A 25,433-nucleotide genomic window follows, 5' to 3' on the forward strand; every position below is an offset into this window, starting at 1 on the left:
GTTCTAAAACTCAATACTCCACACGCAATACGCAATACTGAAAAAAACATGAAAATCACTGACATATCTATAAAAAGACCATCATTGGTAATTGTGGTATTTACTGCATTAACCTTGATGGGTCTGTTGAGTTATTTCTCCTTAGGATATGAGCTTTTACCTAAGTTCACTTCCAACGTGGTATCTATCTCAACTATTTATCCGGGTGCTTCTCCAAACGAGGTAGAAAGTACGGTAACCAAAAAAATTGAGGATGCCGTATCCTCGATGGAAAACATCAAAAAAATCAACGCTAGTTCTTACGAAAGTTTATCTGTTGTAGTAATTACGTTAACGGATAAAGCACAGATTGACATTGCGCTAAACGATGCACAGCGAAAAGTGAATGCCATTTTAGCGGAACTTCCTGATGATGTAAAACAACCATCACTAAGTAAGTTCTCGTTAGATGATTTCCCGGTAATCACGATGTCTGCATCAGCAAAAATGGACGATATTTCATTTTATGATTTAATGGACAAGCGGATTGCCCCAATTATTTCTCGTGTAACTGGTGTTGCGCAGGTGAACTTAATTGGCGGTTCAGAACGTGAAATTAAAGTGTCCCTTGATGCTAAAAAGATACAAGGTTACGGACTGGCGGTGCCTACGGTACAACAAGCCATTTTGAATTCCAACTTAGATTTCCCTACTGGAAGTGTGAAAACCAAATCGCAGGACATTTTAGTGCGTTTATCAGGTAAATATGCCAGCATTGATGAGATGCGCAACTTGGTAGTAACTACTGCAAAAGATGGTGCACAAATTCGTTTAGGTGATATTGCCGATGTACAGGATACTCAAAAGGAAACCGAAAAGATTGCCCGTATCAACAGAAATAACGCTATTGCGGTACAAATCATCAAACAAAGTGATGCCAATGCCGTAAAAGTGAGTGAGGGTACCAAGGCAATTATCGAAAAACTAAAAACTGATTATAAAGACATTGGTTTGGACATTAAAATTGTGAATGATAGTTCCGACTATACGTTGCAATCTGCCGATGCGGTAATTCACGATTTAATGTTAGCGGTAGTACTTGTGGCCGTGGTAATGTTGTTCTTCTTGCACAGCTTACGTAACGCTATCATCGTAATGGTATCTATTCCAGCATCACTAATTGCCACATTTATTGGTATTGGCTTATTTGGCTATACCTTAAACTTAATGTCGCTACTTGGATTATCCTTGGTAGTAGGTATTTTGGTAGATGATGCCATTGTAGTATTGGAGAATATCCAACGCCACATGGAAATGGGCAAAAACAAAGTACGTGCTGCTATTGATGGTACTCGCGAAATTGGTTTTACGGTAGTGTCTATCACCTTTGTAATTGTGGTGGTGTTTTTCCCTATTGCGGTGAGTACCGGTATGGTGGCTAACATTTTACGCCAATTCTGTGTGGTGGTAATTATCTCTACCCTATTATCATTATTAGCTTCCTTTACCATTGTGCCGTTAATTTTCTCACGTTTTGGTAAGTTGGAGCGCATTGAAGGTAAAAACCTCTTCGGCAAGTTTATTCTTTGGTTTGAAAAACAGCTACGCAAATTCACCAATTGGGTAACCCGAGTTTTGGAATGGACACTAGCGCACAAGGCGATCACCTTGGTTACCATGGTAGTGCTGTTTCTTTCTTCTTGCGGTTTACTAGGCGCAGGTTATATTGGTTTTGAGTTTTTCCCTAAATCAGATAAAGGCGAATTCTTATTACAAATAGAGATGCCTAAAGATGCTTCTTTGGAGCAAACCAACTTGTATACTCAAAAGGCAGAAAACTTTTTAAGTCAGCAAAAAGAAGTAGTTCAAATGATCACCACCGTTGGTCAATCCAGCGGTAACATGGGAGCTACTACCGCTACAGCGTACAAATCTGAGATTAATGTAAGATTGGTAGATAAACCGCAGCGTAATAATGTTTCTTCTGACATCATTTCTACTACCTACACTCGTCAGCTGGAAAAAGTGCTTGTAGGTGCTAAAATTAAAACTGTTCCAATCGGTATTTTGGGTACAGCTGATAACGCTCCAATTCAGCTTGTAGTAATGGGCCCAGAGTTAGACACTGTACTTTCTGTTGCAGAAAGAGCAGAGAAAATTCTAGCTAAAATCCCTGGTGCTACCCAAACGAAACTATCGGTAGAAAAAGGAACACCTGAAATTAATGTAAAGGTTGACCGCGATAAAATGTCGGCTTTGGGATTAAACTTGGGTACAGTTGGTGCTACGATGCAAACAGCCTTTGCTGGTAATACTGATGGCAAATTCCGTTCTGGCGAGTACGAATATGATATTAATATTCAATACCAAGATTTCGACCGTAAAGATATTGACGATGTGCGAAACCTTCTATTTGTAAACCAAGCTGGTCAACAAATCAAGCTTTCACAATTTGCGGATATCAAAGAAGGTTCCGGGCCAAGTTTGCTAGAGCGCTTAAATAAATCTACTTCAGTAACGGTACAAGCGCAAACCGTGGGTAGACCAACGGGTTCTGTAGTTGCGGATTTCCAAACAGAACTGGATAAAATGCAAAAACCTGCCGGCATTAGCTTCTTCTGGTCGGGAGATGCAGAAAACCAAAGCGAAGGTTTCGGTACTTTGGGTATTGCATTACTAGCTGCTATCATTTTGGTTTACTTAATTATGGTGGCACTGTACGACAGTTTTGTATATCCATTTGTAGTAATGTTCTCACTACCATTAGCATTAATTGGTGCATTGCTTGCATTAGCGTTAACAAACAATGCCTTGGGTATCTTTACCATTTTAGGTTTCATTATGTTAATGGGTCTAGTAGCTAAAAACGCAATTATCTTGGTGGATTTTACCAACCAAATGAAAGCGCAGGGCAAAACCACTCACGAAGCTTTAATTTTAGCTAACCACGCTCGTTTACGCCCAATTTTAATGACCACCATTGCCATGGTTATCGGTATGTTGCCTATTGCCTTGGCTAGCGGCGCTGGTGCCGACTGGAAAAATGGTTTGGCCTGGGTAATTATTGGAGGTTTAACGAGTTCGCTCTTCCTAACTCTGGTGGTAGTACCGGTGATGTATCAAATTTTCGATAACATCTTGAATAAATTTGGCTTTAACAAAAAAGGGAAAACCATTGAAGAAATGATGGAAGAGCCTTATGAGCACAAAGATGTAAATGAGTGGGAACAACACCACTAACTAGAATTTTTCCCAACACACAATAAAACCAATCCCGATAGCAATATGTTATCGGGATTTTTTGTTCTCCAAAATCATTGATAAATCGTGTGTAATACCGACTTTGGGGGGTCTAACACGTAACTTCTAGTAACTAGTTTTAGTTCCTTCGCTGCGCTCTGGATGACAATACGCCTAACTTGCTAACCCACGTTGTCATCCCGACGTTGGAGGATCTAATAAGAAACTTCCGGTAATTAAGCTAGTTCCTTCGCTATGCTCTGGATGACAATACGCCTAACTTGCTAACCCACGTTGTCATCCCGACGTTGGAGGGATCTCAACAGGTAACTTCTAGTAAATAGTTTTAGTTCCTTCGCTGCGCTCTGGATGACAATATGCCTAATTGCGAACCCACGTTGTCATCCCGACGTTGGAGGGATCTAATAAGAAACTTTCGGTAATTAAGCTAGTTCCTTCGCTCTGGATGACAATATGCCTAATTGCGAACCCACGTTGTCATCCCGACTTTGGAGGGATCTAATAAGAAACTTCCGGTAATTAAGCTAGTTCCTTCGCTATGCTCTGGATGACAATACGCCTAACTTGCTAACCCACGTTGTCATCCCGACGTTGGAGGGATCCAACAGGTAACTTCTAGTAAATAGTTTTAGTTCCTTCGCTGCGCTCTGGATGACAATATGCCTAATTGCGAGCCCACGTTGTCATCCCGACTTTGGAGGATCTAATAAGAAACTTCCGGTAATTAAGCTAGTTCCTTCGCTATACTCTGGATGACAATACGCCTAACTTGCTAACCCACGTTGTCATCCCGACTTTGGAGGGATCCAACAGGTAACTTCTAGTAAATAGTTTTAGTTCCTTCGCTGCGCTCTGGATGACAATATGCCTAATTGCGAGCCCACGTTGTCATCCCGACTTTGGAGGGATCTAACAGCAACCTTCCTGTAATTAAGTTAGTTCCTTCGCTATGCTCTGGATGACAATACGCCTAACTTGCTAACCCACGTTGTCATCCCGACGTTGGAGGGATCCAACAGGTAACTTCTAGTAAATAGTTTTAGTTCCTTCGCTGCGCTCTGGATGACAATATGCCTAACTGCTAGCCCGGCTTGTCATCCCGACTTTGGAGGGATCTAACACGTAACTTCTAGTAAATAGTTTTAGTTCCTTCGCTGCGCTCTGGATGACAGTATGCCTAACTTGCTAACCCGCCTTGTCATCCCGACTTCGGAGGGATCTCAACAGGTAACTTCTAGTAAATAGTTTTAGTTCCTTCGCTGCGCTCTGGATGACAATATGCCTAATTGCGAACCCACGTTATCATCCCGACTTTGGAGGGATCTAATAAGAAACTTTCGGTAATTAAGCTAGTTCCTTCGCTCTGGATGACAATATGCCTAATTGCGAACCCACTTTGTCATCCCGACGTTAGGGGGAATCTAATAGCGAACCTCTGATAAATAGGCTTGGTTTCTGCGTTCTGTATGGAAAAATTTTATGCCTACCTGCATTATTTATATTAATCAATTATCTTTAATAAATCTATCTATCATGTCAAGACAGCATAATTATTTCGTATACATCCTGACCAACTACAATAAGACAGTTTTGTACGTAGGTGTCACAAATGATTTGGAAATAAGAATAGCACAGCATATTGAGGGAAATAATGTCAATTCATTTACTTGTAGGTACAAATGTTATTATCTAATTTATTATGAGCGATTTCAATATGTTAACGATGCCATCGGCAGAGAGAAGGAAATTAAGGGATGGTCTAGAGCAAAGAAAAATGCATTAATTGAGGCTGATAACAAGGAGTGGAAGTTCTTGAATGATGAGATTAAAGGGGACTAGGTTGTAAGATTGGTTACTCGTTGTTTATATTATTCTCATCCCGACTTCGGAGGGATCTAATAGTAACCTTCTCGCAATTAAGCTAGTTCCTTCGCTCTGGATGACAGTACACCTAACTTGCTAACCCGCCTTGTCATCCCGACTTTGGAGGGATCTAATAGTAACCTTCAAGTAATTAAGCTAGTTCCTTCGCTGCGCTCTGGATGACAACACCTCTAATTAACTGCTAACCCGCCTTTTCATTCCGACGTTAGGAGGGATCTATAAAAAGCATTTCCGCTGCAATCCCGTTTATTTAATACTTGCCTTTGCTACTATCAAAGTTTTTTTACCGACAAGTGTAAGTATTTCTGCTAATTCGCTACTTATATCAAAAACAATAAAATGAAAATAAGAGCACTTATATTTATTACTATATTAGGAATAACCAGCTGCGGAAAAAACTCATCGCCTGATGGCAGAGCACAACTTAGGGATAGCGCACTTTCGCAACGACTAGATGAGCTTGAGCAAAAGCAAATCGATATTTTAGATAGTTTACGACTGCTAAACGCTGAAATCAAAGCTTTAAAATTAAAGCAATAACTTTAACATGAGCGAAATTGAATTTCTTCAACTCCTCTCCCAAAACCAAGGTATTATTGGTAAGGTTTGCAGCATCTATTGCAATCAACAAGAGGACTACGAAGATTTGTTTCAGGAAATTACTTACTACGCTTGGAAAGGTTATCCGAATTTCAGAGGAGAGGCCAAATTCAGCACTTGGCTGTACCGTATCGCTTTAAATACGGCTATTAGCTCCTTTAGAAAGAGAAAACCAACCATAGATCTAGTCTCTGTTTTACCAGATCAAATTTCAGAGTCGTCAACAGAGATAAATGACCGAAAACAACAGCTGCTTTGGGCCATTAAACGGTTAAATGAAGCGGAACGAGCAATAATAGCACTTTATTTAGAAGAGATGAGCTATCAGGAAATTGCGGAGATTATTGGAATAACTGAGAACAACGTAGGTGTAAAAATTAACCGCATTAAGAACAAACTTTATCAAATTTTAAATCGTGGAAACAGATAATTTAAAATCCATTTGGAAGGACATTTCGACACCTCAGAAAAACAAAGAGGAACTAAGTTTATTGCTAAAGAAAAATAGCCATCCTATCCTGGCCTCAATAAAAAAGCAAATTATCATTGAGTCTTTGGGCTTTACAGCATTTTTATTTTGCTACTTCACGATGTTTGATGGCGCAAGTAAACCGCTAGCTATCAACCTCACGATAGTTGCTGCGATAGTCCTTCAATTATTTTATGGCTATAAAGGTTTTTTAATGCAAAGCCGCTATAAGAGCCGCACAAATTTAAACGATGATTTAGAAAGTTTTGTTAACCAACTTAAATCTCACCGGCTTCAAGTTGTTTTAGCAAGAGCGCTATTGGCTGTTGGCTTGATAACATTTTTCACTTACAACATCAGCTTTTCCGAACTCAAATGGTGGCTTTTAGCTTCTATTTCCGTGATTTTTAGCGTACAACTGTGGTTGCTGCATCGACTTTGGTCTAACAGAATAAATAAATTAGAGGCCACTTTAGCAGAGTTTAAAAGTCCTAATACCTAATCCCTAACTCCTAATACCTAACCACTGACACCTAACCACTAATCCCTAACTCCTAATACCTAACTCCTACCTTATCGCTCTAATTTTACTGACAATTAAGCTAATCAACACCCCAAAACAACCTACAAAAGCAAAGGAATAACGCAAATTGAATAGCTCAGAAATATAGCCAATAAGCGGCGGCCCCATCAAAAATCCAAAGTAACCAATACTTGAAACCATCGCTATTGCTAAACTGGAAGGAATTTTATCGTTGTTACCAGCAATAGAATAAATCATGGGGATAATAACCGATACACCAATACCAACCATCATGAAACCAAGGGTAGCCGTAAGTAGGTATGGAAAAAGCACAGAAATTAACATGCCGGACGAAACCAACAACCCGCAAAATTGCAGTAGTTTCTTCCGTCCATAAGTGGCAATAAATCTATCTCCAATGAACCTGCCCAACGTCATCATAGCCGAATAAGAAGCATAGCCCAAAATCACCCATTTAGCGGGAGCCTTTACAATTTCCTTAAAATAAACACCACTCCAATCCATTAATGCCCCTTCGGTTGCCATGCTACAAAAAGCAATAATGCCCAACTGAACCAATACCCCTTGCGGCTTGATTAAAAATTTCGGTTTCTCTTTTTGAGTAGATTTCCCAATCAGTAAAAAGCGATAATTGATAAAAATATGTAGCCAAGCCAATGGTGCGATAATCCAAAAATGGGTGCTGGTGGATAGGTGCAAGTTCATCATCAATAAACCAACCAAAGCTCCGGTAAACAGTCCTAAACTCCACGAACCATGGAATGAAGACATGATAGGCTTTCCATAATGTGTTTCTGCGGTTACCGCTTGCGTGTTTAGAGCAATGTTGCATAAATTTCCAGAAACACCGAAAGCCAATAGACATAGCGCTAGGTGCCATCCTTCGGTAGCTAAAGCCACATTAGTTAAGCAAAGTGCGTAAAAAGGCGCTGCCAAGGTCAGTATCTTTTTGCTCCCAAAAATAGCGACTAACCGTCCCGATAGCGGCATGGTAATGAGCTGACCAACAGGAAGTGCTAATAAAATACTTCCTAAAGCGGCATCTGATAAATGAAGTGCGGTTTTGATATCGGGTATACGACTTGCCCAACTGGCGAAAACCAAACCTTGGCCAAAGTAAAATAAAGATACCGCTAGCCGAATAGCTTGCTTACTATACTTGCTGGTTTCTTTTGGGGGTATACTTGAACTGTCTGCAATTGTTGACATGAAAGAACGGTGGAATTAAATTTTTGCAAAGGTCAGCAAAAACGAAGACAATGTGTCTATGCGGTCTTTAATCTTTCTACTTTTAACATTGAAATTACTTTGTATAAGTTGAAAGCCTAACGCAGCGACTACTTCATACTTCGTCCTACATCTTGCACAAAACGATGAAAGTTCACTTTCTTCTGTCTATCTCCTAAGCGCACAATAATCACTTTGTTTTTGGGGTTTACATAAACCGATTGGTTAAACATCCCTTGTGCTTTATAATCGTACACCTTCTTGGCGTAAAAATATCGTCCATCTGGATTTCTTTCTACGGGATAGGTCAAGCGCTCTTTGCCCAATGCTGTTACGGCACTCACCGAATCTTTAAAGAAACTAAAATCCCGGGTAGCCCAAAATTGATTTTTATACCTACTTTTTGTCAGCGTGTCTGGATTTGTAGTGATATCAATCCATCCTTTTGAAATGAGCTGCTTACCATTCCAATTTCCCCCGTTAAGATACAGTCGGCCTAATTTTGCAAAGTCTAAAGCGGTAGCATTGATACAGCAAAACGCTTTGATGTTGCCACCATCATCTAAGCTCCAAAGTGCGTCACTTTCGGCTCCCAAAGGTTGCCACAAACGTTCCTGCATTAAAGTTTGTATGTTTTTACCAGTGGCTTTCTGCAAAATAAAAGCAATCACTTGGGTGTTGATGCTTTGATATTCGAAAACCTTTCCCGGTTCATTTTTCATTTTGAGCTTACCTACCATCTTCTTTAAATCAGCACCGTAGTAGCTGCGCACAATTTTTGAAAAAGGATTGAACGAACGCTCATTGTATTTGAAGCCACTGCGCATATCCAGCAAATGCTGAATGGTCAGTCGTTGAAACCGCTCATCGTTAGTAGCCAATTCAGGCAAATATTTAATTACTAGTTCATCTGTTGATTTAATTTCGCCTTTATCTACCGCGATACCAACCAAAGTACCAATAAACGATTTTGCTACAGAAAAACTGGGCTGCTTGGCATTGATATTGGTTGCACTTGAAAGGTATTGATAAATGATACTATCGTTTTTGATGATAATGAAAGCATTTGTTTTGGTACCAATTAATGCAGTATCTAAATAAGTTTTTAAAGAGTCGTAAGTCTTACTATTTAAATTACTTTTAAAGTAAAACGGCGTAGCCGATTTTTGAATCGTCACATTATTGAACTTCGCACTATCATTCAAATCGGGCACCAAGTACTTGATTGACCGCAATGGTACACAGGCAGATAAAAGAAGTAGGGTAACTAATAGAAAGAAGCCGTTTTTCATCATCACTAAAATACACATCACAACTTGAAACTTTAAAAGAGTTATCAAATTTGAAGCTGAAATGAGATAGCATTATTGTAGGCAACAATTTTCATCTCCGAGATGGGAATTTCGTGCTCAAAGAAACAAATTTCCTTATTAGAGAAGCAACAATCCTATTCTGAGAAGCAATAATGTTAGTCAAAGAAGCATTAATGCTATTGTGAGAAGCAACAATCCTATTCAGAGAAGCAACAATGCTAGTCAAAGAATCTATGACCCTACTCAAAGAAACAACAATGCTAGTCAAAGAATCGATGACCCTACTCAAAGAAGCAATTTTTTCTGTTAGGACAAGCAAATTGCTGCTTGGAGAAGCAATTTCCCCTCTAGGTGAAGCAATGTTGCTTATAGAAGAAGCTATTTTTCCTGCCAGCAAAAGCAAATTGCTGCTCAGAGAACCAATGTTCCCGCTAGGAGAAGCTCTTTCCACTCTTGCATAAGCAATTTGCTACTCGGAGCAGCAATTTCATACCAATAAAAAATCCCACGGTACTAACCGCAGGATTGATATAAGGTCGTAACTAACTGACCACTGTCAACTGATCCCCGCCCCTTAAATATGTATCGCTCTGTTTTCAGTAGCCGCTAAAGCAGCTTCTTTTAAAGCTTCAGTATAAGTTGGGTGTGCATGGCAAATTCTAGCAATGTCTTCTGCCGAAGCACGGAATTCCATAGCTACCACCGCTTCTGCAATCATATCAGCAGCACGTGGGCCAATCATGTGGATTCCTAAAATTTCATCTGTTTTTTCATCAGCCAATACTTTCACAAAACCGTCTGTATCCATACTAGCTTTAGCACGGCCACTCGCTTTGAATGGGAAAGAACCTGCTTTGTATTTCACGCCAGCTGCTTTTAACTGCTCTTCAGTTTGACCCACAGACGCAACCTCTGGCCAAGTGTAAACCACACCAGGGATTAAGTTATAATTGATATGTGGTTTTTGTCCGGCAATACGCTCTGCTACGTAAATTCCTTCGTCTTCTGCTTTGTGAGCCAACATCGCACCTTTTACCACATCGCCAATGGCATATACACCAGCAACCGAAGTCTCTAAATGATCATTAACTGGAATTTTGTTTCCTCTTTCTTCAGGAGTGATGCCAATTTTCTCTAAGCCTAAACCAGCTGTATAAGCGGTTCTACCAACTGCAACAATGCAGTAATCAGCTTCCAAAGAAACGGCTTCGCCTTTAGCATTATCAGCCATAACTGTAACTACTTTACCTTTTACCGTTGCACCAGTCACTTTGTGGTTAGTTAAAAACTCCATGCCTAGTTGCTTTTTCAGCACACGCTGTAATTCTTTACCCAAACCAGCATCCATAGTGCTAATAATTGCAGGAGCAAATTCAACCACGGTTACTTTTGTTCCTAAACGAGCATACACTGAACCTAACTCCAAACCAATCACACCGCCACCAATAACGACCATGGTTTTTGGCACTTCTTTTAAGTTTAAAGCCTCAGTTGAAGTGATGATACGTTTTTTATCGATTGGCAAAAATGGCAAAGCCGTAGGTTTAGATCCCGTAGCAATAATTACATTCTTTGCAGTTAACTTTTCGGTACTGCCATCAGCTTTAGTGACAACAATTGTATTTTTATCTTCGAAAGAACCTACACCTTCGTAGGCATCAATTTTATTTTTCTTGAACAAATAAGTAATACCTGCAGTGTTTTGAGCCACCACGTCATCCTTACGAGCAATCATTTGCTTCATATCAACTTTCAAATCTTTTAAATTGATACCGTGAGTGGTAAACGTATGGGCTGCATTATGGAAGTGTTCCGATGAATCTAATAATGCCTTTGACGGGATACAACCTACGTTTAAGCAGGTACCGCCATAAGTTTTATATTTTTCAACTACCGCTGTTTTTAAACCTAATTGTGCACAACGGATGGCACCTACATAACCGCCCGGACCCGAGCCAATAACAACTACATCGTATTGCATGATCTTCTAAGAATTTTTGTGCGGCTAAGTTAGTGATTTGTTTTATTGTTGAAAAGTTGGAATGTTGTAAAGTTGTAAAGTTCTAATGTTCTAAAGTTGAAATGTTCTAAAGTTGTAAAGTTTGGGGTTTTAAAATAGATGTGTAAAGCAATAGCTGAATTTCATTTGTAACCGAAAGTTAGACTTTACACAACAATCTTTTTGTCTTAGCCAACCTGTTATTCGAGGAACGAGGAATCTAACTATCTGTACATTATAAGAAGGGTCTTTTTTACAAAAGAAAAAAGTAGCAGCTTTAAAAAACCTGTGGATTTTATCTCTGGGCTATTCGTAGCGATATTTTGTTTTAGCCTATCTGTCATTCCGAGGAACGAGGAATCTATCTACCTGTACGTTACAAGAAGGTTTTTTTTTTACAAAAGAAAAAAGTAGCAGCTTTAAAAACCCATCGGTTTTATTCCTGCGTGTTCCTTGCGATATTTTTGTTCACGAACACAAGTAAGACTTCGTAAGTTTTGAAAACTTACGAAGTCTCCTGAGGGCACAATCTTCGAAAACGATTCACAAGGAAATCTCGTTTAGATAACAAACGGCTGTGCAAAGCATAATAACATCGCAGTTCCACACCAATTCCTGCAAATTATTATTGCTTATCTATCCAACTTTATCTAAGTTTGAATATGATTAGATTAAGAAACATTCCATTTTTTGTGGTTGGCCTAGGCGCCCTCCTTTTTGGATTATTGGTATTTAATAATGATTGCCCAACGGTTTGGTACGTAATCGCCTTAATTTATTTTATTTTAGGCTTTGCTTTCCGTAAACCTGTTGATACTGCCGACGGCGGACACTAAGACTTAAGAAAGCTTCTCAAAAAGGGAAGCTTTTCTTTTTAAAGCAATAGCTGAGACTGCTTCGTAAACTCGCAGTGACGCTACTACTTTCGTCTTTGCGAGGAGGAACGACGAAGCAATCTCAATATATCACTAGCCTACTTTTCCCTCTCTAACCAACTTTAAAATGAAACGACTACTCCTAACCTTTCTTATAGCTTCCTGTCTTTTAGCATCAAGCGCATTTGCACAAAAGGACCAATCTCCCGCTGGTGGCCCTCCTAAACTCGCAGAATTAGTTGGTTTTTGGAAAAAAGTAAATTTGCCGCAAGAACCGAATATCAATAAAGTCAATCCTTGGCCTCAAAAATTTCAGTGGTTTGCTTTTTACGATAATGGCAAAGTTTACTCTATGATGAAAGATAGCGACGAAACTATACCGCAAAAGATTTACAGACACTCTTTGATCTACTTTCTCCTGAACAAACACCTAATTTTATGTTAGATGGCCAATTTCTTACCATAGACAATAAGCATAAAAAAGATTACCAAGAAACTTGGGGAGTAAATCTGTTTGCCATAGATATTAATGATTACTTAAAAAAAGGTAATCTTATGATGACATTAGATGATGGCAATGGCAATGTAGTTTATTATCGACTATTAAAAAGAATAGATTAACACTTAGATACTTAAAAATGAAAAAAATACTGACACTCCTTTTTCTAGCTTCCTGCTTTTTAGCATCCAATGCTTTTGCTCAGGAAACAGACTCAGCCTACGTACGCAACCACTACACCAAAATCGAAAAGCTGGTTCCCATGCGTGACGGTACCAAGTTATTTACGGCTATTTACATCCCAAAAGACATCTCGGCAGGAAAAAAATATCCTTTTTTAATTAATAGAACTCCCTACACCGTGCGTCCTTATGGCGAAAACGAATACAAAACCAGTTTAGGTGGCTACCCAGCAGTAATGCGTGATGGCTTCATTTTCGTATACCAAGATGTTCGTGGTCGTTGGATGAGCGAAGGAAACTTTGAAGATATCAGACCAACCAACTTGGGCAAAGGCAAAAAGGATATTGATGAAAGTACCGATACCTACGACACCATCGATTGGTTAGTGAAAAACATTAAAAACAACAATGGCAAAGCTGGAATTTACGGCATTTCCTACCCCGGTTTTTATTCCACTACTTCCTTGGTAAAATCACATCCGGCTTTGAAAGCGGTATCGCCGCAAGCACCAGTTACCGATTGGTTCATTGGCGATGATTTTCATCATGGCGGCGCATTGTTTGTGATGGATGCCTTTAAGTTTATGACTTCATTTGGCGTTCCTCGTCCGAAACCAATTACACCAGAACAAGGGCCAAAACCATTTGAATTTCCAATTAAGGATAATTACCGTTTTTATTTAGAAGCAGGTTCGGTTAAGAATTTGAAAGAAAAATACATGGGCGATAGCATCAAATTTTGGAACAACCTTTTTAAACACCCTAACTTAGATACGTTTTGGCAAGCTCGTCAAATTACCAGACATTTAACCGATGTAAAACCAGCGGTAATGGTGGTAGGTGGTTTTTTTGATGCCGAAGATGCTTACGGTGCTTTCGAAACCTACAAAGCCATTGAACGACAAAATCCAAAAGCGAACAATATTTTAGTTGCCGGACCTTGGTTTCATGGTGGCTGGGTACGTGGAAAAGGCGACAGCTTCGGAGACATTAACTTCGGAACCGCAACAAGCACTTATTACCAAGAAAACCTAGAACTTCCATTCTTCAAATATTATCTTAAAGGCGAAGGAAAATTTGATGCTGCCGAGGCAAATATTTTCTTAACTGGTAGCAACCAATGGAAGAAATTCGATACGTGGCCTCCTCAGGACGTTGCATTGAAATCACTTTACTTTCAGCCTAACGGCAAGCTATCTTTCAACAAACCAAGCGGAGATAGCAGCTTCGATGAATACATGAGCGATCCTAATGCGCCAGTTCCTTATCAGGATGGTGTTCAAGCTAATCGCACAAGAGAATACATGGTTGACGATCAACGTTTCGCTTCGAGACGACCGGACGTAAAGACCTATCAAACTGATGTGTTAACGGAAGATATCACAATAACTGGCCCAGTTTTAGCCAACTTAATGGTAAGCACTACTGGCACTGATGCAGATTATGTTGTGAAGCTGATTGACGTATATCCAGAAGATACCAAAGAATTATCACCTACCGATAAAAACAAAATGATGGCAGGTTACCAAATGTTGGTGCGAGGAGAAATTCTGAGAGGCAAATACCGTAATAGTTTCGAAAAACCCGAAGCGTTTGTGCCAAACCAAGTGACCAACGTAAAATATGCACTACCAGACGTAGGCCACACTTTCAAAAAAGGGCACCGTATTATGGTTCAGGTACAGCACTCTTGGTTTCCACTAGCAGACAGAAATCCGCAGCAATTCATGAATATTTACGAAGCCGAACCTAAAGATTTTAAGAAAGCTACGCATCGAATTTACCACGACATGGCTAACAGTTCGTTTTTATCTTTACCAGTACTAAAGCAATAACATACAAAAGTCGTCATTGCGAGGTACGAAGCAATCTTACAACATTCGCAACTAACTATCGCTTTAAGATTGCTTCGTACCTCGCAATGATGGCCATAAAAACTAGATATTCATAAAAATGAAAAAAGTATTTATCGCTCTTGCGATCCTAAGTTCTTCTTTAACTATGTCCGCTCAGGATATGCTGAGCAGCAACGAAAATAATGCCCGTGCAAAATCCTTACGTGGTGCGCTAACAGATTTACGAACCTGTTACGACATCAATTATTATCACTTGGATGTAAAGATAGATATCGACAATCGTTCAGTAAGCGGCAGCAATGAATTTGCATTTACGGCAACACAGGATTTTGAGCAGCTTCAATTCGATTTGTTCGAAAATCTGAAAGTAGAAAAGGTAGTTTACAAAGGCAAATCACTTCCTTTTACTAGAGAGTTTGCAGCTGTTTTCGTGAAGTTCCCTAAAATCAAGAAAGGTGCTAAAGATAAATTTACCGTTTACTACAGCGGCAATCCACGTGTAGCCAAAAATGCCCCTTGGGACGGTGGCTTTATCTTTAAAAAAGATAAATCGGGCAATCCATTTGTATCAGTAGCCTGCCAAGGTTTAGGTGCAAGTGTTTGGTGGCCTAACAAAGATCATCAAAGTGATGAAGTGGATAGCATGCTCATTAGCATTAGCGCACCAAAGGGCTTAGATTGTATCGGTAATGGCCGCAGTCGCGGAGAAACCGATTTAAATAATGGATATATCAAACACAACTGGTTTGTAAGCAACCCAATTAATAACTACGATGTTGCTTTTTATATTGGAAAATATGCACACTGGAGTGATACTTACGATGGTGAAGATGGGAAATTGAGCTTAGACTTTTATTCGTTAAGAGAGGATAGCGCCAAAGCACGTCCGCATTGGGATGCCGATGTAAAACCGATGCTAAAATCTTTTGAATATTGGTTTGGGCCTTATCCTTGGTATAAAGATGGTTATAAATTGGTGCAAGCTCCTCATTTGGGTATGGAACACCAGAGTGCGGTAGCCTATGGCAATCAGTTTAGAAAAGGTTATTTAGGCAATGATTTATCGGGAACCGGCCACGGTTTAAAATGGGATTTCATTACCATCCATGAAACCGGACACGAGTGGTTTGGCAATAACATCACTACTAAGGACATTGCGGACATGTGGGTTCACGAAGGCTTTACCACTTATTCTGAAGCATTGTTTACTGAAAGTACGCAAGGTAAAAAGGCTGGTGAAGATTATGTAATTGGCCAGCGAAGAAACATAGGCAACAAAAGTCCGATAATTGGGGTTTACAATACCAACACCGAAGGCGATGGCGACATGTATAACAAAGGTGCCAACCTCATACACACCATTAGGCAACTAATTGATAATGATGAGAAGTTTAGGCAAATCCTAAGAGGCTTAAATAAAACTTTCTATCATCAAACGGTAACATCTGCACAGGTGGAACAGTACATTGCACAACAAAGTGGATTAAAGCTGGATAAAGTTTTCGATCAATATCTCCGTAAGGCTAAGATCCCAACATTGGAGTATAAAATAACTGATGGTAATTTACAATATCGTTGGGTAACGGATGTAAAAGGATTTGATATGCCGTTAAAAGTGACGCTTAAAGCCGGACAGTACAGTTTAATTAAACCAACAAACAATTGGCAAACCGTAAAAATTGATAGCTCGATTAACAGCGATAATTTTTCAGTAGATAGGAATTTTTACATCGATGTAAAAAAAGCTGAATAATTTTAGCTTTGGATGCAACGTTGTTAAGTATGATTCCGTCTTCTATAAGATAACAACAAAACTGAAATGAATAAAAAATATATCTCCATTGGCTTATTATTAGCTGTAGCGACAGCTAGCGCCAACCCAATTCAAACCGAATTACCGATAAATATTGGTGTTGCTAAAAACAGCAGTAAAGCAAAAGAAATCGAAGTAAAAAACTTCACTTCTGTAGCCGCCGGTGGACCTATTGAGGTAATTATTACGCTTGGAAATACCGAAGGACTCAGGTTTGAGGGTGATGCCGAAGCGATTTCAACTTTAGTAGCTGAGGTGAAAGGAAATGCACTGATTATTAGGCCACAAGTAAGCTGGACGAGCTGGGCTCATAAATACAAAGACAAGAAGATTACGGCTTACGTAAATGCTAAAAGTTTAAAAAGCCTAACTATGAGCGGTGATGGTTCTATTAGCGTAAAAGGTACAATTAGCCAAGATTCGTTTGTAGCTACTTTGAGTGGATCAGGTGCAATTAACGCCAATATCGTTACTGGCAATTTTAGCGGAGTAATTACTGGATCGGGCAAATTGAATATCAGTGGTGAAACCGATCATATGAGCGCAGTTATTAGCGGTTCAGGTGTACTTTCCAAAAAAGGAGCGTTGAAAACTGGTTCCCTTTCGGCAACTATTAGCGGCTCCGGCAGCGTATATGTACATACCAATGGTGACATTAATGCCTTAGTTAGTGGCTCTGGAAAGGTTTATTATACAGGCAATGCTAATGTGAGCGAGAAAAAAATCTTAGGCTCTGGCGGTGTAAAAAAGCTAAGTTAATTAATAAGCATACTATTTTTGAGGTGTTCCGACAAGTAAGTTGGAACACCTTTTTTTATGCCTAATTAACTTACTAACGCTGTAAGTGGAAATGTAAATTTGGTTCTTATCTTGGCCTAGCACACCTAAGAATGAATTCTGGATTACTGATTTCGTAATTTCAGGTAATTTAGAATTGATATCCTATAGCAGTGTAGTTTTCCAAAAACCTTATCGTTTGCATTGCTTTATCAATATCGTTCCTGCCAGTGGTGTGAATTTTATCCATATCGATATATCCTGCTTTCGTTACATTTTGGAAGTATAGTTTCTTTGTAACGTTAAACTTCAAGCCTGCTTTGATTGAAACGCCGTAGCCTGCAAAGTTCCAGAAGTTATTTTCCCCAACTCCAAAAAACCTCACATCAGAACGAGGAATCACAAAGCCTGCCCCTACGCCAGTCTCCATGGTTAGCATTTGCTTTTTATTTTTAGCTACCCAAATATCATCGTAACGCTCTACCTCCGCACTTACATAATTTAAGCCATCGGTATGTTCAAAGGTCAACATAGCATCTTTCACTTCTAGTTGTTGGTTTTGATAAACTCCAGCGTAGCTTCCTGTTGCAATGCCCGGGTTAGAAACCGATGGGTTAATATAACCGTTGATAGTCACTTTCTGCGGAATATCCATCACGTACTTCATGTGATCCCATCCAATAGAAACGCTGTAATTATCTTTAAAGAAATATCCGAACCGGAAATCAAACTGCGGCGTAGTTAGCTGCGCTGGATTGATATAATCTAAACTTATTTTAGATGGTCGATCTTTCGCAGTAACGTTTTTCAAAGTAAAATCATAACCTGGTCCTTGGAACGTGATATCACTCCTATCATACCAGGAGAAATTCCATCCCCAATGGATATAAACCTGGCCTTTTCGAGAGAAATCTCTTTTATTAGCATTTGAAAATATGCTTTTCCCAATCTCTATTGCCGGAGCCATCTTTGAAATGTTTTCCTGAGCATTTGACTTCCTACCAATTAATAAAGCGAAAATTAGAATAGATGTACGTTTCATACTACAAAACTGCGCAAAATACGCTAAAGTTTTAAGTACAAATACGCTTTTAACTTAGGTATGACTTAAAGATTTGATAAATACTTAAATAACTACATCGATATTGACGTTAAAACCTCGTATACAATGCGAGTTGAACAACATTATTTACAGTATTGGCACTGGCCCCTTTTACAGCTTGATTTAAATATCCAGCTTCAATATCAAAGCTTTTAGAAACGCGATAACCAATTGCCAAATAAGCTCGGTTTTGATCAAATAAACTTCCATTTAACTGATCTTTGTTCTGTATATTAAAGAACAATTCGTTTTGCAACGCAACAAAAGTTCCCTTAGTAAATGCACCTTCTTGCTTTTGTAACGGCTGTATTAATCTAAAAAAGTACCGGAAACGCTGAGCGAACAGATCGTCCGTTTGGCGCTCGATAAAACGCTGCTCTAACCTAAAACGGTGACTTAAAGTTGCGCCTTTCCAAGGTTGATGGCTGTAGATATATTGTTGCCAAATACGATGCTCAGTTAGTGTATTTTTGAATGAATTACTTCCTATCAAATTATCCTGTATAAAGGTTGGCGTGTACAAATAACCTAAAGTTGCATTTGAGTTTTTATTGATATAATAGGTGATACCTGGACGAACGAGTACATTTCTTACGCCATCCCAATTATTTTGTGAACGCAATTGGAAATCAAAATGTAAACCCCATTTATCGTTAAACTTGGTGCTGTTTAAAAAGAACAACCATCCTGTATTTTGACTTACTGTTTGCGCTTGCAACAATAAAGCAGAACAACTCAAAATAGTTAGTAGCAATATTTTTCTCATTTGGTTTTGATTAGTGTGATCAACGAAAATATTAAAATAAGTTAGAATGGAAGTATTCGTAACAGAAAGTAGACAAATTGATTTTTAACCTCGGGGGGCTGTCATCCAAAATTTAAATAGTATCCTAGATTAAAGTTTGGAATCGAGTCCAATAACTTTTTGATTGACTGATGTAATTTAACGCTGACCCTGAAATAAATTCAGGGCGACGCTAAAATTTTTCTTTATTCTTGTCGTCATTGCGAGGAAGCACAACGAAGCAATCTTACAATTATAATTAGGTCAGCTAAACTTGAGCTTTAAGATTGCTTCGTGCCTCGCAATGACGAAGAGAATTAATGACTGAAAAGATACGTAAAAGCCCTGCCCAATCTCTCTTTATCCTTGTCGTCATTGCGAGGAAGCGTAACGAAGCAGTCTTACAATTATAATTAGGTCAGCTAAACTTGAGCTTTAAGATTGCTTCGTGCCTCGCAATGACGAAGAGAATTAATGACTGAAAAGATACGTAAAAGCCCTGCCCAATCTCTCTTTATCCTTGTCGTCATTGCGAGGAAGCACAACGAAGCAATCCTAAAACTATTAACCAATAATAAACGACACAAAAAAGCCTTGCTCAATTTCTTGAACAAGGCTTTTCACCTTTAATATCGATGCTAAACTTAGTTCAGCACTAGTTCCATTCAAAATGCCTAGGCTGAAAAGAACTCAGTGCAAGGAATTTTAAACTCCTAAAAGCAATCTTGCTGGATCTTCTAATAATTGTTTAACTCTTACCAAGAAACCAACTGACTCACGTCCGTCAATGATTCTGTGGTCGTAAGATAATGCAATATACATCATCGGGCGAATCACTACTTCTTTATTTTCAGCAATTGGACGCTCCACAATGTTGTGCATACCTAAAATTGCAGATTGAGGTGCATTGATAATTGGTGTAGACATCATTGATCCAAATACCCCGCCATTGGTGATGGTAAAAGTTCCGCCAGTCATCTCCTCAATAGTCAATTTGCTATCTCTAGCTTTTGTAGCCAATTCAATTACAGTTTTCTCAATTTGAGCCAAGCTCATGCTTTCTGCATTTCTGATGATTGGCACTACCAAACCTTTAGGAGCAGATACCGCGATGGACACGTCAACAAAATCGTTATAAATGATGTTTTCGCCATCAATACGAGCATTAACTGCAGGGAAATCTTTTAAAGCTTCGCAAACTGCTTTAGTGAAGAAGCTCATGAAGCCTAAACCTACGCCATGTTTTTCTTTAAATTGATCTTTATATTTACCACGCAAATCCATGATTGGCTTCATGTTAACCTCATTAAACGTAGTTAACATCGCTGTTTCATTTTTTACTGCTACTAAACGCTTGGCAACAGTTTTGCGCAATGGCGACATTTTTTCAGTACGCTCATTTCTTGAACCTGCAACAACAGGAGCAGCCGCAGCTTTTGGTGCATCTGCTTTAGCGGCAGGCTTAGCAGCTTGTGCATTATTCGCATCTTCTTTGGTAATTCTACCATCAACGCCAGTACCTTTTACGCTACCTGCATCAATACCCTTTTCTGCCAAAATTTTACCAGCAGCAGGTGATGGTGTTCCAGACGCGTAACTGTCTTTCGATTCTTTTTCAGCTACTGGAGCCGCAGTTTTATCCGCTGCCGGAGCGCTCTCAGCTTTTGGAGCTTCTTCTTTAGCTTCCTTTGCAGGTGCTGCACCGCCTGCCTCAATTGTACAAACTACAGCACCAATTTCTAAGGTATCGCCTTCAGCAGCTACTACCTTTAAAGTTCCTGATTGCTCTGCAGTAAGTTCGAATGTTGCTTTATCTGATTCCAGTTCAGCAATAATTTCGTCCATCTCTACAAAATCACCATCGTTTTTAACCCAACGAGATAATACTACCTCGGTAATCGACTCGCCTACCGGCGGAACTTTGATTTCTAAACTCATATTTTTATGTATGTTGTAAGGTTGATCCCGATAGCTATCGGGATCAGTTCTCAAATCTATTTAATCTACTTTATCTTTTACTGCGTTTTTCGATGTTTCTTTAATCGAATTCTTCGCTACTTCTGCAACTGAAGTTTCGAAAGTTTTTGCCACAATGTAAGCTTGTTGGTTAGTATGTTGTTTCATATAACCTGTTGCCGGGCTGCTGCTTTCTTTTCTAGAAATCACATCGATATTGTTTAACGATGTTTTTCTCAAACGACGCAACATGTATGGCCAAGCACCTTGATTTTCTGGCTCCTCTTGTACCCAAACTACATCTTTTGCATTTTTATACTTGGCAACAATGGCTTCCATTTGATCCACAGGAGTTGGATAAAGCTGTTCTACACGCACTACTGCTACATCTTTATCATCATTGTTTTTCTGTGCATCAAGTAAATCGTAATAAATTTTACCCGAACAGAAAACCACTCGTTTCACATCAGCAACTTTTACGTTAGCATCATCAATTACCTCTTTGAAACCTCCAGAAGTAAAATCATCCAATGGACTTACGCAAAGCGGATGGCGCAATAAACTTTTAGGACTGAAGTTCACCAAAGGTTTACGGAAATCGCGTTTAAACTGACGACGTAATGCGTGGAAGAAGTTCGCTGGAGTAGTACAGTTAGTTACCTGCATGTTGTACTCTGCACAAAGTTCCATAAACCGCTCAATACGTGCTGATGAGTGCTCTGGCCCCTGACCTTCATAACCGTGAGGCAATAACATGACCAAACCGTTAGCTCTTTGCCATTTCGTTTCCGCACTTGCGATGTACTGGTCAATTACAATTTGAGCTCCGTTAAAGAAATCCCCAAATTGCGCTTCCCAAATAGTTAATGCATTAGGGTTTGCCATAGCATAACCATATTCAAAACCTAAAACACCATACTCTGATAAGTGTGAGTTATAGATATCAAACTGTGCCTGTTGCTCTGAAATATTCAATAATGGAGTATATTCTTCCTCCGAATCTTCTAAAGTTAATACCGCATGGCGATGTGAGAAAGTACCACGCTTCACATCCTGACCACTTAAACGAACACGTTTACCTTCGGCCAATAAAGTACCGTAAGCTAACTGCTCACCCATTGCCCAATCGAAAACATGCGTATCAGTAGCCATTTTTAAGCGCTCTTCAAATAACTTCTCAATTTTTTTGAAGAACTTTTTATCTTTTGGTAAAGTGGCAATACGCTTAGCCACTTCTAACAAAGTATTCTTTTTAACGCCAGTTTCCGGAGATTTCTCGAAATCTTTCTCTGTAGCTAAACGCATATCAGCCCAAGCACCGCCAAATTTCACTTCAGCTAAGGCTGCATTATATTCTTTCGCTTCGTTTAATGAAGTTTGAAGATGAGCTTTAAACTCTTTCTCCATATTCTTAGCTGCAGCATCGTCTAATTTTCCTTCTTTGATCAGTTCTTCAACATAGATTTTTAAAGGATTAGGATGTTTTTCGATGGCCTTATACAATAAAGGTTGTGTAAATTTAGGCTCATCTGATTCGTTGTGTCCAAACCTGCGATAGCAAAGAATGTCGATGAATACATCATTTTTGTATTTCTGGCGATATTCCATTGCCAAGTTAATAGCATATACCAAAGCCTCTGCGTCATCACCATTTACGTGAAACACTGGAGATAAGGTCACTTTTGCAATATCAGTACAATAAGTACTTGAACGAGCATCTCTGTAGTTAGTAGTAAATCCAATTTGGTTATTGATTACCAAGTGGATGGTTCCGCCGGTTTTGTAACCGTCCAAACCAGCCATTTGAATTACTTCGTATACAATACCTTGACCTGCTACAGAAGCATCACCGTGAATTAATATTGGTGCTAAACGACCGTTATCGCCATTGTATTTGAAATCGATTTTCGAACGGCTCATCCCTTCCACGATACCATCAACAGTTTCTAAGTGCGACGGGTTAGGGCAAAGACTTAAGTGAACACTTTTTCCGTTGGCAGTAGTCACGTCAGTTGAATAACCCAAGTGATACTTTACGTCGCCACCGAAAGGCGTTTCGGGATTATAGCTACGGCCTTCAAATTCTGTAAAAATATCTTTATAGCTTTTTTGCATGATATTGGCCAATACGTTCAAACGACCGCGGTGCGCCATACCAACCACAAATTCTTCAATACCTAATTCAGCTCCTTTTTCAATTACCGAATCTAAGGCTGGAATCAAAGCCTCTGCGCCTTCCAAAGAAAAACGTTTCTGACCTAAGAACTTGGTACCAAGGAAGTTTTCGAAAACTACTGCTTCGTTCAACTTCTTAACTACACGCATTTTTTCATCAGCAGATAGCTTTGGCGTATTACGCTCACCTTCCATTTTGGTTTCTAACCATTTTAACACCTCAGGCGTACGCACATATTTATACTCTACACCAATTGGGCCGCAATAGGTTTGCTCCAAAAAGGCAACAATATCTTTAAGTTTTGCAGGGCCAATGCCCAACTCAACACTCGAATTAAACACCGTATCTAAATCGGCATTGCTTAATCCAAAATTTTCAATTGCTAGGGTAGGTAAATGTTTACGGCGATCTCTAACCGGATTTGTTTTGGTAAAAAGGTGGCCACGCTGACGATAGCCATTGATCAAGTTAAGTACGCTGATTTCTTTTAAAAACTGCTCTGGAGCTTCATCTGCGCTTACAGCAGCACCGCCTGAGTTTCTTCCAAAATCGAAACCTTCAAAAAACTTTTGCCATCCAAACTCTACAGAACTAGGGTCTTCTTTGTAACTCTGATATAGGGAATCCACATAATCGGCATTGCTGCCGTTGAGATAAGATAAATTATCCATTTGTATATTATAACTATTACGATAAGTATTGCAAAATTAGGATTTTACCTTTAAATAGGGCAATAAAATCACATTTAAATGTCAATAAAAATTTAATTAAAGTATAGACGCTTTTTTAAGCTTGAACGACCTGTGCGAATGCACCTTTTGGATCTAAAAATTTTAAAAGCTTCTCAAAATCAAAGCTGGAAGATAGTTTTTGATCATTACCAACACCTGCCACGGTTGCCCAATTACCCCAATTACTTGCAGGGCAGTAATCAATTAATTTCTCTTCGAAATAGGCTGCTCCCAACACCCAATTTACCCCCAACACTTTTACCAAATACGTGGCTACCAACTGTCTAGCAACTTGATTAATGTAGCCTTTCGTATTGAGCTCTTCCATAAAAGCATCTACCAGCGGCTGTCCGGTTTGTCCAAGCTTCCAACTTCGCAGTTGCTGACTATCCTCGAGCGGCAAATCTAAAGCATCTTTCTTGAATCCCTGCTGACTAAAAAAAGTACCTCCGTATTTTTTGAACATGAAACGGAAATAATCCCTCCAAAGCAAGCCCAATATAATTTGATGGAAATACGGTTTCACACCGTATATCGCCTCAGCATCTTGCATTTTCCAGTAAACCTCTCGAGGTGACAAGCAACCTAACGCAAGCCATGCAGATAGCTTAGATACAATTTCATGTTTTTTCAAAGATGCATTTGCCAACATCATGCCCTCACCCGCATGCAGGTAATCATGCAAATGACTCAATGCTTCTTTTTCACCACCAACAAATTCCAAATTGAGTATGAGCGTACTAGCTTCATCATCCTGTAAAAGTGTATCAATCTCCGGAATAGCTCCCCAATCATCGGCACTAACAAATGAAATTGTAGTTGGCGTTGCGAAACAAGGCTTTACGATAGCGTCTCTTTCAGTCTTTTTCTTGAACTGCGTAAACACATCAGGGATATCCTTAATAGGAAAAGGCAAATCCTCTTTGTTATAAAGCGTGTGACCAATAAAATGCTTCAAATTAACTTTGAGTTTCCACAGGGCATCCTCAACACTTACGCTAACTGCAGTTTCTTCTCCCGCCACCTCACGATGATGGTATACCTCAGAAAGCTCGTACTTAGCAACCAATTCTGGCAACAGTTCTTCAGGATAACCGTTCAAGACTAGCAAATCACCGCCTAAATTTTGTAGAGATTGCTGTAAAGAAGCAACACTTTGCAACAAGAATTGCGCTCTTGTAGCTCCAGTTTTGTAGGTATGGTAATTTGTTTTTTGGAAATGACGTGGATCGAAGATGTAAACGGGCAGAATTTCATCGGCTTTGGCAATAGCTTCCACCAGCATTTCATTATCATGCAAGCGAAGATCATTTCTAAACCAAACTAAAATCTTTTTGCCCATACCCTTAGCAATTCATCGAAAGTGGGATGCAATTTGCGAAAAAATTAGGTCAATCTTACTACAA

The 25,433-nt window shown here is 39.3% G+C and carries 20 protein-coding genes; 12 read left to right on the plus strand and 8 right to left on the minus strand.

Features of this window, described 5'->3' with window-relative positions; all coding sequences use genetic code 11:
* Positions 1-48: 48 nt before the first annotated feature.
* From ACY2A0_RS03950 to ACY2A0_RS03970, 5 genes are all read left to right on the plus strand, one after another.
* A complete protein-coding gene (locus ACY2A0_RS03950) occupies positions 49-3,219 on the plus strand; it encodes an efflux RND transporter permease subunit (RefSeq protein WP_461788269.1) in 3,171 nt (1,056 codons plus the stop codon).
* Between the two features lie 1,554 nt (positions 3,220-4,773).
* Positions 4,774-5,079 carry a GIY-YIG nuclease family protein gene (locus ACY2A0_RS03955; RefSeq protein ID WP_461788270.1) on the plus strand — a complete coding sequence of 102 codons (306 nt, stop codon included), beginning with the start codon at positions 4,774-4,776 and terminating at the stop codon, positions 5,077-5,079.
* Positions 5,080-5,463: 384 nt separating this feature from the next.
* The gene (locus ACY2A0_RS03960; RefSeq protein ID WP_461788271.1) at positions 5,464-5,664 is read left to right on the plus strand and encodes a hypothetical protein; all 201 of its coding nucleotides are present in this window, start codon (positions 5,464-5,466) and stop codon (positions 5,662-5,664) included.
* A gap of 7 nt (positions 5,665-5,671) precedes the next feature.
* Complete coding sequence (locus ACY2A0_RS03965) at positions 5,672-6,154, plus strand: RNA polymerase sigma factor (RefSeq protein WP_461788272.1); 483 nt, start codon at positions 5,672-5,674, stop codon at positions 6,152-6,154.
* On the plus strand, positions 6,141-6,695 hold the full coding sequence (locus ACY2A0_RS03970) for a hypothetical protein (RefSeq protein WP_461788273.1): 555 nt from the start codon (positions 6,141-6,143) through the stop codon (positions 6,693-6,695). The genes ACY2A0_RS03965 and ACY2A0_RS03970 overlap by 14 nt, the downstream gene beginning before the upstream one ends.
* A 66-nt stretch (positions 6,696-6,761) precedes the next feature.
* Here ACY2A0_RS03970 and ACY2A0_RS03975 read toward each other — a convergent pair whose 3' ends face one another.
* Positions 6,762-7,946 (minus strand): MFS transporter, encoded by a 1,185-nt coding sequence (locus ACY2A0_RS03975; protein WP_461788274.1) that lies wholly within the window; start codon positions 7,944-7,946, stop codon positions 6,762-6,764.
* 128 nt (positions 7,947-8,074) lie between these two features.
* Positions 8,075-9,274, minus strand: coding sequence for a serine hydrolase domain-containing protein (locus ACY2A0_RS03980; RefSeq protein ID WP_461791031.1), 1,200 nt, complete (start codon positions 9,272-9,274; stop codon positions 8,075-8,077).
* Positions 9,275-9,510: 236 nt separating this feature from the next.
* On the opposite strand from ACY2A0_RS03980, the gene ACY2A0_RS03985 reads away from it, so the two are divergent.
* Positions 9,511-9,738: a hypothetical protein gene (locus tag ACY2A0_RS03985; RefSeq protein WP_461791269.1), complete on the plus strand. Its 228-nt coding sequence runs from the start codon at positions 9,511-9,513 to the stop codon at positions 9,736-9,738.
* A gap of 113 nt (positions 9,739-9,851) precedes the next feature.
* Here the strand turns inward: ACY2A0_RS03985 and lpdA are convergent, their stop codons facing one another.
* Positions 9,852-11,258: a dihydrolipoyl dehydrogenase gene (lpdA, locus tag ACY2A0_RS03990; RefSeq protein WP_461788276.1), complete on the minus strand. Its 1,407-nt coding sequence runs from the start codon at positions 11,256-11,258 to the stop codon at positions 9,852-9,854.
* 680 nt (positions 11,259-11,938) lie between these two features.
* On the opposite strand from lpdA, the gene ACY2A0_RS03995 reads away from it, so the two are divergent.
* The 6 genes from ACY2A0_RS03995 (at position 11,939) to ACY2A0_RS04020 (ending at position 17,260) form a co-directional block, all read left to right on the plus strand.
* Positions 11,939-12,112 carry a hypothetical protein gene (locus tag ACY2A0_RS03995; protein ID WP_157960865.1) on the plus strand — a complete coding sequence of 58 codons (174 nt, stop codon included), beginning with the start codon at positions 11,939-11,941 and terminating at the stop codon, positions 12,110-12,112.
* A 166-nt stretch (positions 12,113-12,278) separates the two neighbouring features.
* Complete coding sequence (locus tag ACY2A0_RS04000) at positions 12,279-12,596, plus strand: hypothetical protein (RefSeq protein ID WP_461788277.1); 318 nt, start codon at positions 12,279-12,281, stop codon at positions 12,594-12,596.
* Positions 12,590-12,772, plus strand: a complete 183-nt coding sequence (locus ACY2A0_RS04005; RefSeq protein WP_461788278.1) for a hypothetical protein — start codon at positions 12,590-12,592, stop codon at positions 12,770-12,772. Before ACY2A0_RS04000 ends, ACY2A0_RS04005 begins: the two co-directional genes overlap by 7 nt.
* 17 nt (positions 12,773-12,789) lie before the next feature.
* Positions 12,790-14,667: a CocE/NonD family hydrolase gene (locus ACY2A0_RS04010; protein WP_461788279.1), complete on the plus strand. Its 1,878-nt coding sequence runs from the start codon at positions 12,790-12,792 to the stop codon at positions 14,665-14,667.
* Positions 14,668-14,785: 118 nt separating this feature from the next.
* Positions 14,786-16,441, plus strand: coding sequence for a M1 family metallopeptidase (locus ACY2A0_RS04015; RefSeq protein WP_461788280.1), 1,656 nt, complete (start codon positions 14,786-14,788; stop codon positions 16,439-16,441).
* A gap of 66 nt (positions 16,442-16,507) precedes the next feature.
* Positions 16,508-17,260, plus strand: coding sequence for a head GIN domain-containing protein (locus ACY2A0_RS04020; protein WP_461788281.1), 753 nt, complete (start codon positions 16,508-16,510; stop codon positions 17,258-17,260).
* A gap of 169 nt (positions 17,261-17,429) precedes the next feature.
* Here the strand turns inward: ACY2A0_RS04020 and ACY2A0_RS04025 are convergent, their stop codons facing one another.
* From ACY2A0_RS04025 to ACY2A0_RS04045, 5 genes are all read right to left on the minus strand, one after another.
* Positions 17,430-18,320 carry a hypothetical protein gene (locus tag ACY2A0_RS04025; protein WP_461788282.1) on the minus strand — a complete coding sequence of 297 codons (891 nt, stop codon included), beginning with the start codon at positions 18,318-18,320 and terminating at the stop codon, positions 17,430-17,432.
* Between the two features lie 109 nt (positions 18,321-18,429).
* A complete protein-coding gene (locus tag ACY2A0_RS04030; protein WP_461788283.1) occupies positions 18,430-19,146 on the minus strand; it encodes a DUF2490 domain-containing protein in 717 nt (238 codons plus the stop codon).
* Between the two features lie 723 nt (positions 19,147-19,869).
* On the minus strand, positions 19,870-21,102 hold the full coding sequence (gene odhB, locus ACY2A0_RS04035; protein ID WP_461788284.1) for a 2-oxoglutarate dehydrogenase complex dihydrolipoyllysine-residue succinyltransferase: 1,233 nt from the start codon (positions 21,100-21,102) through the stop codon (positions 19,870-19,872).
* Between the two features lie 60 nt (positions 21,103-21,162).
* Positions 21,163-23,967: a 2-oxoglutarate dehydrogenase E1 component gene (locus tag ACY2A0_RS04040; protein ID WP_461788285.1), complete on the minus strand. Its 2,805-nt coding sequence runs from the start codon at positions 23,965-23,967 to the stop codon at positions 21,163-21,165.
* A 115-nt stretch (positions 23,968-24,082) separates the two neighbouring features.
* Complete coding sequence (locus ACY2A0_RS04045; protein WP_461788286.1) at positions 24,083-25,369, minus strand: DASH family cryptochrome; 1,287 nt, start codon at positions 25,367-25,369, stop codon at positions 24,083-24,085.
* Positions 25,370-25,433 lie beyond the last annotated feature (64 nt).

Origin of the sequence: Pedobacter sp., assembly GCF_965249885.1 — a bacterium.
In the GTDB taxonomy this organism is placed as follows: Bacteria; Bacteroidota; Bacteroidia; order Sphingobacteriales; family Sphingobacteriaceae; genus Pedobacter.

Excerpts from the sequence above, each read along its gene's own strand:
- ACY2A0_RS04025 (WP_461788282.1), bottom strand. The coding sequence starts at position 18,320 with ATGAAACGTACATCTATTCTAATTTTCGCTTTATTAATTGGTAGGAAG.
- ACY2A0_RS04020 (WP_461788281.1), top strand. The coding sequence starts at position 16,508 with ATGAATAAAAAATATATCTCCATTGGCTTATTATTAGCTGTAGCGACA.
- ACY2A0_RS03950 (WP_461788269.1), top strand. The coding sequence starts at position 49 with ATGAAAATCACTGACATATCTATAAAAAGACCATCATTGGTAATTGTG.
- ACY2A0_RS03955 (WP_461788270.1), top strand. The coding sequence starts at position 4,774 with ATGTCAAGACAGCATAATTATTTCGTATACATCCTGACCAACTACAAT.
- ACY2A0_RS04000 (WP_461788277.1), top strand. The coding sequence starts at position 12,279 with ATGAAACGACTACTCCTAACCTTTCTTATAGCTTCCTGTCTTTTAGCA.
- ACY2A0_RS03980 (WP_461791031.1), bottom strand. The coding sequence starts at position 9,274 with ATGTGTATTTTAGTGATGATGAAAAACGGCTTCTTTCTATTAGTTACC.
- ACY2A0_RS03975 (WP_461788274.1), bottom strand. The coding sequence starts at position 7,946 with ATGTCAACAATTGCAGACAGTTCAAGTATACCCCCAAAAGAAACCAGC.
- odhB (WP_461788284.1), bottom strand. The coding sequence starts at position 21,102 with ATGAGTTTAGAAATCAAAGTTCCGCCGGTAGGCGAGTCGATTACCGAG.
- ACY2A0_RS03995 (WP_157960865.1), top strand. The coding sequence starts at position 11,939 with ATGATTAGATTAAGAAACATTCCATTTTTTGTGGTTGGCCTAGGCGCC.
- ACY2A0_RS04030 (WP_461788283.1), bottom strand. The coding sequence starts at position 19,146 with ATGAGAAAAATATTGCTACTAACTATTTTGAGTTGTTCTGCTTTATTG.
- ACY2A0_RS03985 (WP_461791269.1), top strand. The coding sequence starts at position 9,511 with ATGACCCTACTCAAAGAAACAACAATGCTAGTCAAAGAATCGATGACC.
- ACY2A0_RS04040 (WP_461788285.1), bottom strand. The coding sequence starts at position 23,967 with ATGGATAATTTATCTTATCTCAACGGCAGCAATGCCGATTATGTGGAT.
- ACY2A0_RS04005 (WP_461788278.1), top strand. The coding sequence starts at position 12,590 with ATGTTAGATGGCCAATTTCTTACCATAGACAATAAGCATAAAAAAGAT.
- ACY2A0_RS04010 (WP_461788279.1), top strand. The coding sequence starts at position 12,790 with ATGAAAAAAATACTGACACTCCTTTTTCTAGCTTCCTGCTTTTTAGCA.
- ACY2A0_RS03960 (WP_461788271.1), top strand. The coding sequence starts at position 5,464 with ATGAAAATAAGAGCACTTATATTTATTACTATATTAGGAATAACCAGC.
- ACY2A0_RS03965 (WP_461788272.1), top strand. The coding sequence starts at position 5,672 with ATGAGCGAAATTGAATTTCTTCAACTCCTCTCCCAAAACCAAGGTATT.
- lpdA (WP_461788276.1), bottom strand. The coding sequence starts at position 11,258 with ATGCAATACGATGTAGTTGTTATTGGCTCGGGTCCGGGCGGTTATGTA.
- ACY2A0_RS04015 (WP_461788280.1), top strand. The coding sequence starts at position 14,786 with ATGAAAAAAGTATTTATCGCTCTTGCGATCCTAAGTTCTTCTTTAACT.
- ACY2A0_RS04045 (WP_461788286.1), bottom strand. The coding sequence starts at position 25,369 with ATGGGCAAAAAGATTTTAGTTTGGTTTAGAAATGATCTTCGCTTGCAT.